This window comes from Bradyrhizobium sp. CCGE-LA001 (genome assembly GCF_000296215.2).
Classification (GTDB): Bacteria; Pseudomonadota; Alphaproteobacteria; order Rhizobiales; family Xanthobacteraceae; genus Bradyrhizobium.
The window spans coordinates 5,640,392-5,657,529 of sequence record NZ_CP013949.1 but is presented as its reverse complement, the minus strand read 5'-3'; the positions used below and the strand labels follow the sequence as shown (position 1 = coordinate 5,657,529).

The 17,138-nt window shown below is 57.4% G+C and carries 15 protein-coding genes; 9 read left to right on the top strand and 6 right to left on the bottom strand.

The annotated features are described in order from the left end of the window. The first annotated feature begins 46 nt into the window (after positions 1–46). Entirely contained in the window at positions 47–598 is a 552-nt protein-coding gene (locus BCCGELA001_RS26450; RefSeq protein WP_008556005.1) for a hypothetical protein, read from the top strand. 254 nt (positions 599–852) lie between these two features. Continuing rightward, positions 853–1,173: a hypothetical protein gene (locus tag BCCGELA001_RS26445; RefSeq protein WP_008556003.1), complete on the top strand. Its 321-nt coding sequence runs from the start codon at positions 853–855 to the stop codon at positions 1,171–1,173. Here the strand turns inward: BCCGELA001_RS26445 and BCCGELA001_RS26440 are convergent. Together BCCGELA001_RS26440 and BCCGELA001_RS26435 are read right to left on the bottom strand one after the other, a co-directional pair. Continuing rightward, positions 1,151–1,849 carry a recombinase family protein gene (locus BCCGELA001_RS26440; RefSeq protein ID WP_008556001.1) on the bottom strand — a complete coding sequence of 233 codons (699 nt, stop codon included), beginning with the start codon at positions 1,847–1,849 and terminating at the stop codon, positions 1,151–1,153. The two genes, BCCGELA001_RS26445 and BCCGELA001_RS26440, sit on opposite strands and share 23 nt — an antisense overlap. A gap of 1,103 nt (positions 1,850–2,952) precedes the next feature. Continuing rightward, positions 2,953–3,138, bottom strand: coding sequence for a hypothetical protein (locus tag BCCGELA001_RS26435; protein ID WP_008555999.1), 186 nt, complete (start codon positions 3,136–3,138; stop codon positions 2,953–2,955). A 940-nt stretch (positions 3,139–4,078) separates the two neighbouring features. On the opposite strand from BCCGELA001_RS26435, the gene BCCGELA001_RS26430 reads away from it, so the two are divergent. Next, positions 4,079–4,315 carry a hypothetical protein gene (locus BCCGELA001_RS26430; protein WP_008555995.1) on the top strand — a complete coding sequence of 79 codons (237 nt, stop codon included), beginning with the start codon at positions 4,079–4,081 and terminating at the stop codon, positions 4,313–4,315. A 620-nt stretch (positions 4,316–4,935) separates the two neighbouring features. Here BCCGELA001_RS26430 and BCCGELA001_RS26425 read toward each other — a convergent pair. After that, positions 4,936–5,394: a MaoC/PaaZ C-terminal domain-containing protein gene (locus tag BCCGELA001_RS26425; RefSeq protein ID WP_060736666.1), complete on the bottom strand. Its 459-nt coding sequence runs from the start codon at positions 5,392–5,394 to the stop codon at positions 4,936–4,938. Positions 5,395–5,714: 320 nt separating this feature from the next. Here BCCGELA001_RS26425 and BCCGELA001_RS26420 point away from each other — a divergent pair, with 320 nt between their 5' ends. Next, on the top strand, positions 5,715–6,389 hold the full coding sequence (locus BCCGELA001_RS26420) for a helix-turn-helix domain-containing protein (protein ID WP_008555928.1): 675 nt from the start codon (positions 5,715–5,717) through the stop codon (positions 6,387–6,389). 138 nt (positions 6,390–6,527) lie between these two features. Here the strand turns inward: BCCGELA001_RS26420 and BCCGELA001_RS26415 are convergent, their stop codons facing one another. Continuing rightward, on the bottom strand, positions 6,528–6,827 hold the full coding sequence (locus tag BCCGELA001_RS26415; protein WP_008555925.1) for a hypothetical protein: 300 nt from the start codon (positions 6,825–6,827) through the stop codon (positions 6,528–6,530). 533 nt (positions 6,828–7,360) lie between these two features. Here BCCGELA001_RS26415 and BCCGELA001_RS26410 point away from each other — a divergent pair. Next, positions 7,361–8,299 carry an ABC transporter substrate-binding protein gene (locus tag BCCGELA001_RS26410; RefSeq protein ID WP_158511637.1) on the top strand — a complete coding sequence of 313 codons (939 nt, stop codon included), beginning with the start codon at positions 7,361–7,363 and terminating at the stop codon, positions 8,297–8,299. Between the two features lie 177 nt (positions 8,300–8,476). Here the strand turns inward: BCCGELA001_RS26410 and BCCGELA001_RS26405 are convergent, their stop codons facing one another. Next, positions 8,477–8,944, bottom strand: coding sequence for a MaoC/PaaZ C-terminal domain-containing protein (locus BCCGELA001_RS26405; RefSeq protein ID WP_008555920.1), 468 nt, complete (start codon positions 8,942–8,944; stop codon positions 8,477–8,479). Between the two features lie 439 nt (positions 8,945–9,383). Between BCCGELA001_RS26405 and BCCGELA001_RS26400 the strand changes: the two genes are divergently transcribed. The 3 genes from BCCGELA001_RS26400 to BCCGELA001_RS26395 all read left to right on the top strand — a co-directional run bounded on the left by BCCGELA001_RS26400 (position 9,384) and on the right by BCCGELA001_RS26395 (position 10,964). Next, positions 9,384–10,319 (top strand): 2-dehydropantoate 2-reductase, encoded by a 936-nt coding sequence (locus BCCGELA001_RS26400; protein ID WP_008555916.1) that lies wholly within the window; start codon positions 9,384–9,386, stop codon positions 10,317–10,319. A 167-nt stretch (positions 10,320–10,486) separates the two neighbouring features. Then, complete coding sequence (locus BCCGELA001_RS38000) at positions 10,487–10,639, top strand: hypothetical protein (RefSeq protein WP_158511636.1); 153 nt, start codon at positions 10,487–10,489, stop codon at positions 10,637–10,639. Between the two features lie 145 nt (positions 10,640–10,784). Beyond that, complete coding sequence (locus tag BCCGELA001_RS26395; RefSeq protein ID WP_008555914.1) at positions 10,785–10,964, top strand: hypothetical protein; 180 nt, start codon at positions 10,785–10,787, stop codon at positions 10,962–10,964. A gap of 1,567 nt (positions 10,965–12,531) precedes the next feature. On the opposite strand, the gene BCCGELA001_RS26390 is transcribed toward BCCGELA001_RS26395, so the two are convergent. After that, complete coding sequence (locus BCCGELA001_RS26390; protein ID WP_008555911.1) at positions 12,532–12,786, bottom strand: DUF1127 domain-containing protein; 255 nt, start codon at positions 12,784–12,786, stop codon at positions 12,532–12,534. Positions 12,787–12,945: 159 nt separating this feature from the next. Between BCCGELA001_RS26390 and BCCGELA001_RS26385 the strand changes: the two genes are divergently transcribed. Further along, positions 12,946–14,520 carry a winged helix-turn-helix domain-containing tetratricopeptide repeat protein gene (locus tag BCCGELA001_RS26385; protein ID WP_008555909.1) on the top strand — a complete coding sequence of 525 codons (1,575 nt, stop codon included), beginning with the start codon at positions 12,946–12,948 and terminating at the stop codon, positions 14,518–14,520. Positions 14,521–17,138 lie beyond the last annotated feature (2,618 nt).

Genomic DNA, 17,138 nt, shown 5'->3' with positions numbered 1-17,138 from the left:
AGTTCGGGTTGGACGCACTCAAAGGCAACAGATGGAGAGCCATCCGATGACCGCAGACCCTTATGTTTTGCTGAAAATGTCAGAGGAGCCCGACTGCCACTTTGTTGCGTCGTGGCTCCTCAAAGCGGCAGAAGCCCAAGCCTCCTGGTCTGAGGTACTGGACAAGCCGGATAGCGCGCGTGGTTTGGAACTGCTCTACGCGGATGGCATTCCAGATGTGGCCGCCGCCGCTCTCGAACTTCTGGGTGAGCTTGAGCACCACCGTCACGTGGTTGCGCTCGATCTCTACCCCGACGATGGCGGTCTTTTCTGCCGCGAGTTGGCACTCCTTGTGCAGCTCGGTTTCTTCGTGCGTGACGGCGAGGGTTACCAGATCGCCATCCCGGACCAGGTTTCACCCGAGTTCGTATTGGCGGCTGCCGTGGAACTGTCATCTGCTGTGAGCGATCTGGAATATGGCGTTGACGTGCTCGAGCCCGAGCTCAAATTGGCCACTCTGTCACTCCGAGAAGCAATGGCCCTACGCGCAACGCTCTTGGCACCGCGTCGGACTGGCGTCGTGGTTCGGCTGGTTCCTCGTCTGAAGGATCAAAGTTAAGCTCGCGGCAGCCGACCATCTGCCGCCCGGTGCCCTGAAGGCGAGATACGTTTCGTCGGCGGCTCAGTCGCATCGACGGGATGGGGACGCGGCAGTTTCCGATTATTCCATCGTGCAGCGCGAATGGCTACGTAACCAGCAACCAGGATTCTGAAGGTGATTGTCAACCACCACCTCCACGGCACTAGTTCCATTGCGAATATTCTAATATTGTCAGGCTTTAACAGCAGTAGATTTAGGCTGCGGAGAAATTCATGGGACGACCGATCGGCAGCGTGAACAAAGAAAAGCCGTTCAACGATGCACTCCGGATTGCGCTGAAAAGTCGTCCGTTGGCGTTGCGCAGGGTGGCGGATCAGCTGATCGACAAGGCAGAAGCGGGAAATCTCGCCTACATCCGTGAGCTGATTGATCGTTTGGATGGTAAGCCGCTTCAGGTCTTTGACCGGCAGGACGTTCCGATCCACGAGCTCAGCGACGCTGAACTTTACCGCATCGCGGCTCGTGGGGGAGTCAGCCCGGACACGATGCTGCTGCTGCCCCCGGCCAAGGTCAGGTCGGACGAGCCGGGGTGAGAGGAATGTCGCCGGCGAAGTGCAGGCGGTTGAGCATTCTGATGACCTGAGTTGCCTGCCATTTGCCGCCTCGCGGCGTCGTCACACCTCGCTCGTTGAGGATCACTGAGATGCGCTTGGCGGGAAGAGCGCGCAGAGGCGCGATAATTGGACGGAGCTGTTCGGCGTGCAGGTCCGCTTCAGCTTTGCGGGATTGCCCGATTGCGGCATTGCCGAGCATCTGACCGCGAGCCTTGGCAGCCGCGAGGGCTTCCCTGGTGCGCTGAGCGATACGCTCGCGCTCCTTTTCGGCCACCGCAGCGTGAATGTGCAGCATGAAGGGATCCACGTCAGGTCCAAGCTCGGTGACGATGAAGGGGATGCGCTGCACCATAAGGCCGCTGATGAAATGAACGTCGCGGCTCAACCGGTCCAGCTTTGCAATGACAATCGGGGCTGCACCTGACTTGCCGCCGCGACCAAGCTTGCGAGCCTGTTTCATTGCCCCCGCGAGCTCAGGACGACGCTCCAGGGCGTCGGCGCCTTTGCCGGTCTCGATCTCGCGGTACTCTGCCTCGATGCTGTAACCATGCTGCGCGCAGAACGATCTGATGGCGGCTTGCTGAGCTTCGAGGCCCAGACCACTACGTCCCTGCTTGGGCTTTGAGACGCGAATGTAGGAAACAGCCGGTAGCATAGAATTTTTATCCTCCCCCAGATTACAAACGGTCGAGCGTCTGTCTGTAAACACAGAAAATCTAACGAGCGATTTTGCATTCCGAATCCCCTACCTTAGGCGAATCGATTTCACGTGAGACACGGCGCGTGCTCGAAGCGCAAGTTTGTCATGCGTCGCCTAGTAGTGAGGTCGGGCTAGATTTCCTGGCGAAGGGGGAGGGGGAGGAAAAATCTACAGAAAAGCATGCTTTTATTTGTGATTGTCGGTTTGTGTGCGGTCGGTGAATACCGGGGCGACGATATCGTCGTACTCGCGCCCGAGCACGAGCTTCACATGCGCGCAAGTCTGACGCGGAGGCTTGGCAGTCACGACAACACGAGATGGGCCGGTTGAGGGTGATTAGATCTGGTCGGTGAGGGGGAGGGAGACCTTCTAAGGCGCTGCAAGTGAATCCGACGTCCGCTTCTGGGAGATGAGCTGACCGGGCAAGCGGGAGGGTTTTGAGGCCGTTTTTGACCCAAGCAGAGTTGGGCGACGGTCAGTGGCCTGCTTTGGTTTGCCAGTGGCTCTGAGTAAGTTACTCAAGAATAATTACTTCCCGCTGCATATCAAAAGATAGGGACCAGACCCGCGGCTGTGTCATTATCCCTTCATCCCGGACCGGACCTTGGCTTTTATCCGTGACGAGAACGCGATTGCGCTCCCGCCTTCCTCCAATTGGAAAGGAGCGCGTTATGACGATCATTCGTCGGCGTCGTTTCAAACAAACTAAGTCACTTAAAGAACGGCTCCTCGAAGAGGCTCACACGCTCTTGGAGGAGGCTAGGTTGCTGCCACACGGACCAGTGCGAGACGCGGCATTAAAAAGAGCAAGGCAAGCAGAGGCAGCCGCTCACATGGACGATTGGCTTAACTCGCCCGGCCTACGTCCGCCGAAGAAGGACAATCTCCCGGGGCCGAAGTAAGCCGCCTCAGTTCGCGGCCTCTTTTGACTATGCCCTGACTTCCGCTTGGCCCTTGAGCCGTTCCGGGCTAGTGGGCCGACGGCGGCTTTTGACCCAAAGCAAGACGTCATCGTCTTAGCCATCGATGTGGCCCGAGCGTCAAGCGCCGCCCGTTTGCTATTTAACGAGCAACCAGACGGCTGGTGCGGAAACCAAGCCGAGGACCATTTGCACCAGCATGAGGCGGCCAAACTTACCCCAAATGCTAAGTTGAGAGAACTCGCGGTTCGGCATCTTGTCCAGCCAACGGCGGAAGCGAGCCAAGTGCGGTCCCAGTCCGCTTAGTTCCAGCCATTCCAGCATTTCAGGCCCTCTCAACCGAGATATTGGTAGAAGCGAGTTAATCCGAGCTTGAAGCCATACTTAGAATTGGGACTGGTGTCTCCTTGTGGCCCGTAGCTGACCTTCACGGCGATGCGAGGCCCGCTTTTGACCCGAAGCGGAAGTAGAATCACGCGGCCCGAACGCAATCTGGTTCATCGAACGCGAGGGCGATCACTGGCGCTCTAGCGCCAGAGCGACTGAGGGTTAAGATACTTTGGCACACATCTCGGGCGGCGTTGCATCCAACCATGCGCGCATCCAGTGGTCGTTAATTCGCGCTGTAGTTGGAGTTTTATGCAGGCAGGAGCGATCTTGAGTTGTTTGACGAAGTTTTGCGGAAACACACGGCTGCTACACTAGATCTTTAGGTAACTGGTCCTGTTCTTTTTGTGCCGACCAAACAAGTCAGCCAACTGCACATTCCGACGCAGGTTCCGAATCGTATTGATCAGGATGGAATCTGAAGGATAACGGGAAGGGCGCCGAAGCTTTGCTCACGTTCGCGCGTGGAGCGGACCAAAGTGAAGAACCGCTTAATTGAAGCTTAGTTGACGGAGGCTTCCAATGCTCTCAGCAATCAAATCGAACTCTCATGGTGCTCGCGAATGGGTAGTGAGGGCCGTGTCGCTCGTCGTCGTCGCGCGGGCAAACCTGCAGAACGGCGAAAAGGAGCAAAGGCGTCCACTCTGGAAGCATTTCGACGACACGCATCACTGGGATCCAATCGCGGAGGAATGGGTCCCCAACATTGACCGCTGATCTGTCGTCCGTGAACGTCAGTTGGCGTGCACGTTCACAGGAGGTCGGGCAGGCCTCGTCAGCTGAACGACGTTCTGTCGTTCGCGGCAACGCGAGCACCATCATCAGGAAGGCCATTATGATTATTGCCCGCAGAGGGCGATCTTAGTGCAAGCCCAGCTTGAAATATGGACTGGCGATGTTCACCTCACGAACGGTCGTACACCTGATCGGCGACCCTTGCCTGAAGCTGCGCCGGGCCAAACGCAATGGCTACTGGTGTTTCGAGTTCGATGACCACGGGTTGCTCACGACCAAGATGATGCTGGTGAAGAATCTTAACGACCTGGCGCTCGGTGCTTGGCTAAGTGAGGGCAGGACATTCGCGGCCGAGATGCGCACGAAACGCAAGCAGTGACGGCGACAGTCCGCCGTAGCTGCGAGAGCCGCTTATGGCCGAAGCGGACTAGCTATGGCGAACTGGCGATGTCCGGTCTTGAAGACTAAGCTGACACGGGCCTGCCTCCGCGCGGGCTGATCGGGTTTAAGAGTACACGCCCTAATAGACGAAGTGACATTGTTGGTTAACCGCGAAATTACGTAGTTTTGCGGGTTCATGACGCGTTCGCTTTTGGAAGATTATTCTCACGACCGCAGCTGCGTTTTGCGGGGCGTATCGCGAACGATTTGTGGCGGTATAGAAGAATTGTCTACGACGTCCGAAGAGTTCACCTTTGCCGAAGGCTGCTCCGCTTCTGGGACTGGGGCCGTCGTTTCTTCGAGCGGCCCAAGCGCTTTCCCATATGCACGCCAAACACGACTGTGTTTAGCATCGTGCGAGGCCACGCTGCGCCGGGCCGGACCGAGATCGTATATTATCCCCCAGCTAGGGTCCGCTTTTGGCCCGTGCCTGGCCTCTAGTCTTGCGCTGGGATATCTGCTTTCCGAAGCTGACCGGACGGGCATGAAAAGCGGCTAGGGCAGCTTTGACCCGAAGCGGACTTCGGCGCGCCACTGGAACTCGCGACCTCCCGCGTCTCAGGAATTCGCAGGCGGTTGTCGTGCCACGAGAACCGTGTTGAAGCATTGAAGAACCGTTTCGCGCTTTTGATTTCGCAGATGTAGCTGGTTACGGACCACGCCTCTGTCGGAATGCGACTTTGACACACGCTTCTCCAAAATTGCCACTTCAAGATCGAGATTGTCTCCTGGGCGCACCGGCGCGGGGAGCCTGAGTTCATCCCAGCCAAGCCCGGCAACGATACGAAGCGAATACGGCTGTGTTCTGCTCAACAAGGAAATAAGTATAGCAAACGTGTGTGCACTCGAAGCGATCAACCCGGAAAAGACCGAGCGTGCGGCAATCTCCTCGTTGGTGTGGAAGGGCAGCGGATCGAATTTTTGAGCAAATTCGATGATCTCATTCTTCGAGACGTGGTAAGGGCCAGCCGTCCGCAGTTTGCCAACCTCCGCCTCCTCGAAATATAAGATGGCCATTGGGGCCCCCTGGAGGACATACGCTGATAAGGCGACAGCTTATCCTTGCGGCCATCCAAAGTCAGCAGGTCTGCATATGGCCTGTAATCGACCTACACGGTGATGCTCGCTGAGGGCCGCTTCTGACCCGATGCGGGCTTTTGGCTCTGCACTCTGTTCTGCGCCTTTAGTGACGGGCTAAATGCAGCAACCTGACATTGTACCTTGGTACAATGACCGAAGAGACAATCCTCAAATACGATCCCTAATAGGTTGAAGGTGCGGCAGTTTGTGAGAGTTCTCATTCCGCATGCTGCTCGATCGGGTAGGGGAGCTTACCAATGTTTGTGCGCGTATCGGATCGCCGAAAGCCGACCACGCTAGGAGACATCGGCCTCAACAGTGCATCTAATCCGATTGTTAATTTGCTGGAATTTACATACCGGAAGGGGACCGAGATATTCGGCGAGAAGGAGCCCGCCGAGCATGTGTATCAAGTAAAGCGCGGAGCCGTTCGCAGCTACAAGCTTCTCTCGGACGGCCGCCGACAAATCGGAGCCTTTCACCTGATGGGCGACATCTTCGGTCTCGAGAGTGGCGAACGCCACAGGTTTACGGCCGAAGCGGTCGTCGAGACCACCGTGCGCATGATCAAACGTGAAAGTCTTCGAGTGGTAGCGGAATCAGATGCAGTGGTTGCGCGCAATTTGCTGAGCATGACCACGAGCAACCTGGAGCATGCTGAAAACCATATGCTTCTCCTGGGGCGCAAGACCGCGTTGGAACGCGTTGCCGCGTTCATAGCCGAAATGGATGAGCGAACCGGAGCCAGCACAATGTCGCTACCGATGAACCGCCGCGACATTGCCGATTATCTCGGTCTAACCCTCGAAACGGTCTCGCGCGCCGTCTCACGACTTCATCATGAGGGAGTTCTGGCGTTCGTGGGCAATACCCAGCGTGAGATGATCGTCCTTGATCGGCAGAAGCTTCGGAGCTTTGATACTCCGATCTAACGCTAATCCGGACGCAGTGTCTTTGCGCCTCGATTACTGCGCAGCAGTAGCAATTAGGAATGCAATCCATCGAAAAGAAAAAGGCCACCGGGATATGACCGGCGGCCTCCGCACTAAACGTGGTTGCTGGACGCGAAACTACAGATCGATGCTGACCGCGATATTGCGGCCCGTTAGTTGGGCAATCTTCATTCCGTCAGCCTGGATCTGCGCAAACTCCGGGTCCTTTGACACGGCTTCCTGCACTCTCCCGTAAACTTCCCAATTGGCGTAGCGCGTTGAGACCAGCAACTCGCCTGCCCAAGGGCCAGTATGGAAACGAGCCAGCCGAAGAAACTCGGCACCGTGTTTCTCGAAGATTTTCTTCGCTTGCCGTACAATCCCGGTCATTTCCTCGGCCTTGTCAGTTTTGAAGCGAGTGAATTGAACGATCGGCATTGGCTACCTCCATCGTGGTGTAAAATGTAAGAGGCATGTATCGAGCTAGGTTTGAGGAGCGAACCTCATCGCAATCTCGATGATTGTTAGTCTTCATCACATGAGCTTGGTTCAGGCTCCACAAGCGACAACAATTCTGCCCCTTCCTTTGGGGGGCTCGCATCCTTAGGTGAGCTGAAATCAGATCTGCCGCTCGGCCTCACTAGTTGTCGGGCTGACGCAGGCGTTTGTTGAGGTTCGCCGCTTGACGAAATCATCGTTGCAGGGAAAGAAGGCCCAACGTCAATATGCCTCCACGTGTCTGGCGGCGCAAAACGCACGAGCGGCTCTTAAAAAATCGAGTTCGCTGGCGGCGAGGACTTTTCAACAGAGTCGACCCATGCGGACATTCGCTAGCAGGATCTAGAGCCGGTTTGTTTGCCTATTCTTGCTCGCCATATTGTCACAGAGTGGTAAGCTGCAGACGCCGACGAGTGGATCCTAGTGGGGGCTCAATGAGACGGCGGGAGTTCATCCTGGTGTTGGGAGTCGCGGTGGCCTTTCCGGCGACCGGCCTTGCGCAACAGAAGAAGGTCTTTCGCATCGGCTATCTAAGCGCCCCCACCCGGGATTCAGTCCAGCGTCCGCTCGAGGCGTTCTTGCGAAGGCTGCGCGAACTGGGTTGGGTTGAAGGCGAGAACTTCATCATTGAATATCGATGGGCTGATGGAAACATCGACTGGTTGCCGGAGCTTGCAAGGGAACTGGTGGCGCTCAACGTAGATCTGATCGTTGCACCTGCCACCTCAGCGGTCCTGGCGGCGAAAAAAGCGACCAGCCGTATTCCCATCGTCATGACTTTTCCTACCGATCCCGTGAAGCTGGGAGTCGTTTCCAGCCTCAGCGAGCCCGGTGGAAACATCACCGGGACGACCGCCTCGGTAGGCATGGGAATTATCGGCAAACTTCTGGAAATACTGAAGCAGGCCGTTCCTCACATCACCGCAGTTGCGGTCCTTGGCAACCCGGCCGACGCGGGTCTTGCTTTACAGATGGAGGAGCTTCAGATCGCCGCGCACTCGTTGAGCATTCGCCTTCAATTGTTCGAAGCGCGAGGTCCTGAAGAGTTTGATCATGCGTTTGCCGAGATGGCGCTGGCCCGCATGGATGCCCTTGCAATCATGACATCTCCTTTCACGCCCCACCGCGCCAAACTCGCCGAACTTGCGATAGCGGCGCGATTGCCCGTTATAACATTCCTCCGGGAGTTCACTGAGGCCGGCACCCTGATGAGCTATGGGGTGAACATGTCCGATTTCATCGGGCGTGCTGCGATCTATGTGGACCGCATTCTCAAAGGCGCACGCCCCGCCGATCTCCCGGTAGAGCAGCCCACAAAGTTCGAACTGGTGATCAACCTAAGGACCGCGAAAGCGATCGGGCTCTCCGTGCCGCCGGCGCTGCTTGCCCGCGCTGATGAGGTGATCGAATAGGGTCGCAATTGCTGCATCGAATGAGTCCGCTTCTGGCCCGTCGCGTCAGGCCGCCTCTCACGTCGTAGTGTCCGAAGCTGGGGACAGACCGGACCTCACCGCGCGGGGGGCGGAACCGGCGCTTTTAGGCGCAAGCAGACATCGGGTCGAAAACCTACTGAGCAGATCGTCCAGCAGCTATGTCGTTGTCGATGCTTTTGCATCCGGCCGCCTCGCAACGAAACCACTGCTGATGCACTGAAGCACAGTCTCGCCCTTTTGGTTGTGCAAGCGGAATTGGCCACGAACGAGTCCTCTATCGAGCTTCGACTTCGACTCGCGCTTTTCCAAGGTGGTCGCTTCGAGATAGAGCTGGTCACCGGGGCGTACTGCGTTGGGCAACCGCAGCTCATCATAACCCAACCCGGCAAGGGCGCGGACCGGAGGCTGTAATTGGTTCGTCAACGAGATGAAGATCGCGAACGTGTGGGCAGCAGATGCCGACAATCCCTTGAAAACGGAGCGAGCAGCTGCTTCCTCATCGATATGGAAGGGCCTAGGGTCAAACTGCTTCGCGACCTGGATGATTTCGTCTTTAGAGACAGAATAGGGTCCAGCCTTCTGAATGTCACCAACTTCGATGTCCTCGAAATATCCGCTGGTCATCAGTCAATCCTCTTCGCGGCGGTTAAACGAAAGGAACGGAGGAACGGCATGAGATGGCCGACTTGGGCCACTATAGCCAAAATCACAGCGTCCGCTAATGACCTTGGCTGTGTAAAAATGCGAACAATCAAAAGCCGGCTAGAACCACTTTCCTCAGTTCGCCATTTCGCTTGAAATTGCTTGCGAGCATGAGCGCTAGATCGGCCCTCGACGAACAACTTGTCCTATCGCGGTCAACCCTCGTGGCGTTTTCACACAGCCAAGACCCGAAGCCGTCCATCTGCGAAGGCGCGGCTTAGTCGGCTTCTTGAGGAGAAGCGGACGAGAGTTCGCGTGGCCAGATACTTCCAAGTCTGACCCAAGGCGGACATCGCTTCTAGCGCAAGGTTGCTCGGCATGCTTTGATGCATCGGCCAAAAGCGAACATTGGGGCAAGCAAATGCGGTATCTGGTGTTGGGCGCGGGCGGCACCGGTGGCTATTTCGGTGGCCGCCTCGCCGAGAGCGGAGCTGATGTTACTTTTCTCGTCCGCGACGGACGGCGCAAGAGTCTTTCCGAGCGAGGCTTGCGGATCGAGAGCCCGTTTGGGGACGCACAAATGGCAGTCAAAACCGTGGTCGCGGCGGAGGTGACGCCGGTCTATGACGCGGTGATCCTTACCTGCAAGGCATATGATCTCGACACTGCAATCGCGGCAATCGCGCCCGCCATGGCGCCCAACGGTTATGTCCTCCCATTCCTGAACGGCATCGCCCATATCGACGTCCTGAATGAGAAATTTGGACGGCACCGTGTGCTTGGTGGCACGGCAAAGATACAGGCGACGATCATGCCGAATGGTGCGATCCGGCAGTTCAACGACTGGCGAACGCTTACCTTTGGCGAGCAATCGGGGGACATGACGGAGCGAGTGAAAACATTGGCCGCGCTGTTCGATGCTGCCAAGGGCGTGGAGGTCTTCACGGTCGCCGATATCGTTCAGCGAATGTGGGAAAAGCTGGTTCACCTCTCGACCGCAGCCGCCATGACCTGCCTTATGCGGGCAAATGTCGGTGAGATTGTCCGCACCCCTCACGGCCGTGCGCTGTTTATTGACCAGCTTCGATGTGGCGCTGCGATCGCTGCGGCCAACGGCCACGCGCCCAGCGCGGCCTTCATGAAATCGTGGGAGGAAACGTTCTCCCAGCAGGACTCGCAATATTCGACGTCGATGCTGCGCGACATCGAACGGGGCGGGCAGACGGAGGTGGAGCACATCCTCGGCTTCATGCTTGGCAAGGCGGCGAAAGCGAAGATACCGTGCAACACGCTGTTGCTCGCCTACACCAACATCAAGGCTTTCGAGCAACGACGCGCCGCGGGGCGCTTGTCCTGATTGCTTTACCGATGTCCGGAATTAACCCATTGCTGACCTTCGCCCCGCCGAGCCGCAATGTCTGCTTCCCGGAGATGAGCCGAGCAAGGTGAAGCAGCCTGCCAAGAGCAGCTTGTGACCCAAAGGAACTTGTCATCCGATCTCGTAGTACCGGCGTCAGGGCGGCCATGAGTGAGAAGTGCGTCGAGCTGGATAAGATCACCCGCTACAAAGCAATGCAGTCGCGGGTCGCAGGCAGGCTGGCCCTGGCGGGATTGGCCGAGCTGATTGCCGAGCTACTGGCAAAGAAGGCCGAACTCCACAGGGGAGGCGAGAAGTAGGAACGGCGCGCTATGCGGGACACCCGCGCGAGAACGGCGCCCCTCGATTAACAGCCGTTAACCAGAGCGCTTTGAATACATTCACATAAGGTTCATTGGCATCGTTCTATCCAGCCGCCTTCTCCCAATCCCGAGAGCGCACGCCATGAAGGACATGCAGGCCAGCCTTGATAAGCTTCGTGCAGATGCCGCCGAAGCAGCCTTGGTTCGCGACCTTGCAACGGAGCCGCGAAAGCGAGCACTCTACACCACTCTGGCCGATCACTTGTCCAAGCTGGCGGATGTGGTCGAGCAGGCGATCATGCAGGAGCGCATGCAGTCCTGAGAGGAGTGAAGGCGAGTGAACGTCGCCTATGGCCCGATGGCGAAGTCCAGGTTGGCTCAGGTATGGTCAGTGATCGGGGCACAACGGAAGTGACAGGGGGCCTTTCAAACCGGCGCTACTGACCTGTTGCGGACGCACATGGTTTCAACGTCTTAAGCGAGCGCAGCGGTTTTCGCTTGAATAAAGAAAGAGCGCGTTGAGGTGATGTAAGTAAGTTTGCAATCATGCGCCTCAGGCCCAGAAATCTCATAACGCACAAGAGCGACGGCCCTATCAGATGAGTTAGCGGGTATGGCCAGAGCATTTGTGGCTGTCTAACCGCAGCAATTACCCATGTGATTGCGATTAGGTGGTGGACCGCATCAAGCAGGCTGCCACCTTTCCTGCTTCGGAGTTGCAAGCGGTCCACGCAGACGGCTGTCCACGAAGCTATGACAAGAAAACCGTGACTGACGGGAAGGCGAATGCGACGCACCATGATGGGTATAGGCGTGGGGGGCGCTCTGCTTGTCGGTCCCTACGGCCGCTCGCTGGCCCAAGTATTCGACGACGTTGCACGGGAGATGAGACGCGCGAATGCCCTCCGTGACCGAAGAGTTTACCTATCCCGAGGCTGCTCGCGTCGAGGATTGAGGCCGCGTCTCTTTGCGCGGGCGGAGCGCCTTCCCTATTCACTACAAGTCTGACGAGCAGGACTGCAGTCCAATCGGCGCGCGTTGGAGGGATACCTAAAAGCATTCAAAGTCGGCTCATGCGAGTTGAGCTGATCATGCTGGCTTAAGCTATATAAGGCTGGTTCTGAGCTAGAGTAGACCTCGGTCTCCACGTTGGTCAATCACTCAACCAACACCTAATCGGCTCGCTTCCTACAATGAGCTCGGACAGAGCGGATGGAAAAGAGCGCTGAAATGCAAGGTCTCTTTGGCACTCCCGTTCGTGCAAGTACGCGAAGGATATCGCTAAGATGATCGATGTAATAACGGCTAAGTACGGCCACCGTTCGCCACTCATTGAGCACTCCGTAGCAGGAGGTTTGCAATCGTCGAACGCGGCTGATCGCCTCTGTCAGCGCACGAAATCGTCCATCGCGACTCCAATGCCCGTGTCAAGACTCTAGCGTAAATAGACAGCCCAAGCCGCTGCGTCCGAGACAACGCATCCGCCTCCGCCGCCGTCTTGAGGCCGGGCCCCAGTGCGTATGGCAGCCGTCGCCCATAACGCGCTGACGCGTACAGCGAGAAGCCGAATGATCGCCACGGACGATGGGTCCAATAACGTACCGTTTTCATACCGCCGCCGGGCGGCGTTGCGAGATGTGAATTGGTTCACGCCCCGGTGCATGTCTTTCGCTCGCTCGTGCGCTCAACCTGAGCAATGCTCGTGCGACACCACGCAAGTGGCCAGTTGCTGACCTTAGGTCAGAGCACGGGTGGTCCGCCTCCGATAAGTGAGCCGACTACGGTTGACGCGAGCTGTTGGGCGGGGCAGCCTTTGACCGAACCGCAAGTCGATATTCTGGACGCGACGCGGTTCGCGTCGGTCATTTTACGACGGACCCCATCGATGCCTACAGCCGACATCGTTCGGCCGACAGTATGCCTCGAGGGTCGGTATTTCGGTTCGAGACTACGTAGTCGATCTCACCATACGTAATCCCAATATCCATCAGCTCTTGATCACTCAGTTTGCAAAGATCGAGCCGCAGCTTCTCCAATTCCCGCCATTCCTGAAAAGCGCGCCACCCTTGCTTTAAAACGCCGACATTGCGTTGGTGCGGTATGGTCGTCTGGGCCAAGCGCTCTATCTGAAGAATCGTGCTCATTGCAGCACTCCTCGGGTGCCTTGTTTCCACCCCGACAAACTGCCATGATCCGACCCAGCACGCTTTTCGTGTTGCTTACATTTTCCTTTCGGGAGGCTTATTCTTTGCTTTCCGAGCGTTGCCGGGTCAAGCCGGAAACGCCTAAAGGGATTTCGCGTCTTGCGCTATCTCTTCGAAAGGTACGAGCTGGATTCCGGCCGTCGCGAGCTATACCGCGATACCAGCCTTGTTGCCCTGGCGCCACAGACCTTTGACTTGCTCGACTATCTCATCCGCAATCGCGAGCGTGTAGTTAGCAAGGACGAGCTCATCACGGCCATTTGGAAAGGGCGGTGCGTATCGGACGCCGCGCTGACGACCCGACTAAATGCCGCTCGATCCGCAATTGGCGATTCCGGGGAGAACCAGCGTCTGATCAAGACGCTGGCGAGGAAGGGCTATCGGTTCATCGGTACGGTGCAGGAAGCTCGCAGCGCTCCGGCCCTGACAGTACCCGATCGCCAGGAAGAAGCGGCTAAACCTGACCTTCCGATCCCCGACAAGCCGTCACTCGCCGTTCTCCCATTCACCAACCTAAGCTCCGATCCAGAGCAGGAGTATTTTGCCGATGGCATGGTCGAGGACATCATCACCGGCCTTTCACGGTCCAAATCGCTGTTCGTCATCGCGCGACAATCCACCTTCACTTACAGGGGCAAGGCTATCGACATTAGGCAAGTCGGGCGCGAGCTAGGCGTTCGGTATGTGCTCGAAGGTAGCGTGCGGAAGTCCGGCGATCGAGTTCGAATTTCCGGGCAGTTGATCGAGGCCACGAGTGGTGCCCATCTTTGGGCCGACCGCTTCGAGAGCCACCTGAACGACATATTCGATCTGCAGGATCAGGTGACAAGTAGCGTGATTGGTGCACTCTTTCCTCAATTGGAGCGGGCCGAGATTGAACGCGCAAAACGCAAGCCAAATGAAAATCTTCGGGCGTACGATTACTATCTTCGTGCACTTTCGAGCTTCTATCAATTCACACGCGAACATAATGTTGAGGCCCTCAAACTGACCAGGCTTGCCGTCGAGATCGATCCGGCATTGGCCGCAGCATACGCGCTTGGTGCCTATTGCTACCTGCAACGAAAGATCTTCGGCTGGACGATCGACGCGGATCAGGAGCTGAACGACACGCGCTGGATGGCAAGGCGCGCCATAGAGCTGGACAAGGATGATCCAATTGTCCTCGTAAGAGCTGGGCAGGCAATTGAAGCCGTACTTCACGAGGTGGACGAAGGCGTGGCCCTGGTCGTCCGGGCGCATGAACTGGACCCAAACCTGGCCATTGCACGGCTAACTATTGGCTGGGGACACATTCGCAGCGGCAACATAGAGGCGGCGCTCAAGCAGTTTCATGCCGGGGGGCGCTTAAGCCCCATGGATCCGTTTCTTTTTATGATGCAGACCGGGATCGCATTCGCTCACTTTTTGGCAGATCGATACGAGGACGGCTCATCGTGGGCCAAGCTAGCTGTGCTAGACCGGCCCAATTATCTAAACGCACAATTTATTCTGGCCGCATGCCTCGCAATGTCTGGAAGGGTCGGGGAAGCGCGGCTGATCGGTGCACGCCTCATGGAAGCGAGGCCCGCTCTGCGCGTGTCCACGCTCGTGCCTAAGATCACCAGATTTTATAGGCCGGACCATCTCGAAAAGATAAGGCAAGCTTGCGTCAACATGGGGCTAACACCGTAATTGTGTGGGCCTGTTCGGAAACGAATTGCATTTTATTCCATTCCCCGTGGACTGGTTGCATGGGTCAGTTGTGGCCCATCACCGCGAGCTCGGCCCGCGCTTGAGGTCGCCAATGAGACCGCTCGCGGCTTATTGCGGCGATCTGCTTTCGAACAGCCGCCCGCGTACCTCCTCCGACACAAAGCGCTCCGCCCGGCATGCCTCATAATCGTCACCGCCGAACTGGAAGTACTTTCTAAACACGACGCGCTGAGCTGTTGTATCGATGACAGCAATCCAAACAATCTGCACCAGCGTGCTCAGTGAGCTTGTGAATGATGCCGATAATCAAGATCGGCGTGCCGCTGCCACGCGGCGCGCAACCCATCGCGCAGCGCGGTCCGTCGACAATTTGCTGCGCAGGTGCAGGGCACGAGCTAAATGCCGCTCCGCTGTGACGACGTCCCGCAGCGGTCATGATAGCCCGCAATCGCTTTTTGTGCACGCCCGTCTAAGGCGTGGCCGGCAGTCACGGTACGGGTGAATAGGCCGGCTATGATGAGAGCGTGCAATGGGCCGGCATGGCGTATGGCCATGACTCGATTGCGGTGAACTTTAACCAAGTATCGATCGCTTACTTTCGTGCCGCTAGCCGGCATCGTCAGTTCAGATTGAGTCGCGTCAGATGTTCAAAGCGAAAAACAAAAACGTTAGAGGTCGGTAGGAGAAAGTCACTTACGTGTTAGCCATCCAAGGCTGTTTGAAGTGCTCGCATTGCAAGCGTCGATAAAGGGCGCAGTTTGCTACAACGCATCACTCCCGCTTATAGCACGTAGCTGCCCTCTCAGGTGATACTCCGACTTAACGCTCAGAGCGCTGCACGCGCTTTGAGCACGTCCACTCGTGGTCCTTAGCGGCAATCGCAGCATGGTGCGCCATGACCCTTACCGACCTCCACGGCGATGCGCGCTGAGAGCCGGCCCATCGCTGACCGACCCCGCCGCCTGCCGAATTTAAAGCTTGTGACCCTTTGCGCACCTTTAGACTCGTTTGCGCTACCTTAGCGAGAAGATGGGATGCGAATAAAGCCTCTGCGATGTGTCAAATGATACGATGGCACGTGCAGAGATCGCCCACACTGTCGTCAACACCGTACGGCCGTTGGCATTTACCGGTGCTGAGATCGCCTGTTGCGCTCCCGCCCTTCTCTAACGATGGGGGGCACATGGCTTTCACTCGCTCACTTCCGAACGACCTTACGCCAGAGCAGCGCCACGTTATCGAATTGGCTTTCAACAATGCGGTTCGAAAGCTCGCCCTGGTAGATCGTGACGAGCCGCTTTGCGATTCGCTCGCCAAGGCGATGATCGACCTAAGTAGGCGCGGCGTGACGGACGCATTGGCGCTCTCCGAACTTACTATTCGACGAATTAGAGCGTCGCGGCAGTAAGTTTCACTGCTTGCTGAGCAACTCGCACAGCCTGTCGTCCTGACGGGGGATCTGCGTCCCGCCCCCGAGCGGGCCTGCCTGCGTTGTTGTTCAGTGCAAAGCAACGACGGCTGCCAAGCCGAATGCAACGATGCAGGCGGCGGCCAAAGACCAAAGCGTTATGACGATCTCTCGCGGCATGAGAATCCAAATACATGTCGCGGCTGCGGGTTCCCGCCCGAAACTCGGACCTGCCTAGGCGCCCAACGAGGAACTCCAGCAGAAGCTTACCTGAGACCTGGCCCAAAGGGCTCGCGCGGCGGCCGCGGCTCTCCCTTTTTCTCCAATCAGCCGGGGTCGCCAGCTCAGTATTGGATTTCTGGAGGACTGGGGGGCGGCAGCCCATAATCTCTGGCACGCTTGGCAACTAGTTCGCGATAGGACTTCGCCTGTTCAAGGAGCTGCCTTCTGAAAGCCGGATCAGGCTCGCTTGCCCCCAAGGTTGCGAGCAGCGATGGCCCGGTCGCGATCTCGCATAACGCCGAAAAGCTGTGCCAGTGAACGGCCGCCGTTGAGCGTCATCAACAATGTCCGCCTTTACCAGCGAAGGTGGTGCCTCCAGCCGTAGTGGTGGCCACGGCCTCTGCCCCAACCGTAGTGATGCCCACGACCCCCGCGGCGGCCCCAGCCATGACCTCCGCCGTGACCGTGGCCCCCTTTGACCTGGACCGCGCTCGACTCAACGGAACCGATCGCATCCGGTGTTGCCGCGGGCATCGCCCAAACCGAGGGTGTGGCAATCGATGCAACGGCCAACGCGACAAAACCGGATAAGCTGACCCACTTCATGTATTCCCTCCAACCTTGAATAGAGCGTGGCTCTGACTGTTCCAAATCCTTCAACCGAAAAGATGGGAAAAAGTTGCAATCCCGGCGCGCTTGCTAGGATAAGCCATCTCGTCCGACGTCCGATGTAGGAGCCGATTGGGGGGCACGCACCTCTCGGCAGCGGCTCTAAGGAAAGGTCCCAACATTCGTCAGGACAGAGCAACCGGCGTTGTGCGACCACCAAAGGGCCTTTTTGGCGAACTGGTGCGAACAGTTTGGCACCTGAGCGGCAACCCGCCATCGGATCGCCTGAGTGGGGCGATCCGAGATTACGCGCACTAGCACGTTCGGCGGTCAGCTTTGTACATGGCCGCTGTTTGTT

What these genes read in the sequence shown, in the direction of transcription:
- BCCGELA001_RS26405 (WP_008555920.1), bottom strand. Translation starts at nt 8,944, where the DNA reads ATGACCAGCGGATATTTCGAGGACATCGAAGTTGGTGACATTCAGAAG.
- BCCGELA001_RS26435 (WP_008555999.1), bottom strand. Translation starts at nt 3,138, where the DNA reads ATGCTGGAATGGCTGGAACTAAGCGGACTGGGACCGCACTTGGCTCGC.
- BCCGELA001_RS26400 (WP_008555916.1), top strand. Translation starts at nt 9,384, where the DNA reads ATGCGGTATCTGGTGTTGGGCGCGGGCGGCACCGGTGGCTATTTCGGT.
- BCCGELA001_RS26425 (WP_060736666.1), bottom strand. Translation starts at nt 5,394, where the DNA reads ATGGCCATCTTATATTTCGAGGAGGCGGAGGTTGGCAAACTGCGGACG.
- BCCGELA001_RS26440 (WP_008556001.1), bottom strand. Translation starts at nt 1,849, where the DNA reads ATGCTACCGGCTGTTTCCTACATTCGCGTCTCAAAGCCCAAGCAGGGA.
- BCCGELA001_RS26415 (WP_008555925.1), bottom strand. Translation starts at nt 6,827, where the DNA reads ATGCCGATCGTTCAATTCACTCGCTTCAAAACTGACAAGGCCGAGGAA.
- BCCGELA001_RS26445 (WP_008556003.1), top strand. Translation starts at nt 853, where the DNA reads ATGGGACGACCGATCGGCAGCGTGAACAAAGAAAAGCCGTTCAACGAT.
- BCCGELA001_RS26450 (WP_008556005.1), top strand. Translation starts at nt 47, where the DNA reads ATGACCGCAGACCCTTATGTTTTGCTGAAAATGTCAGAGGAGCCCGAC.
- BCCGELA001_RS26390 (WP_008555911.1), bottom strand. Translation starts at nt 12,786, where the DNA reads ATGAGCACGATTCTTCAGATAGAGCGCTTGGCCCAGACGACCATACCG.
- BCCGELA001_RS38000 (WP_158511636.1), top strand. Translation starts at nt 10,487, where the DNA reads ATGAGTGAGAAGTGCGTCGAGCTGGATAAGATCACCCGCTACAAAGCA.
- BCCGELA001_RS26395 (WP_008555914.1), top strand. Translation starts at nt 10,785, where the DNA reads ATGAAGGACATGCAGGCCAGCCTTGATAAGCTTCGTGCAGATGCCGCC.
- BCCGELA001_RS26420 (WP_008555928.1), top strand. Translation starts at nt 5,715, where the DNA reads ATGTTTGTGCGCGTATCGGATCGCCGAAAGCCGACCACGCTAGGAGAC.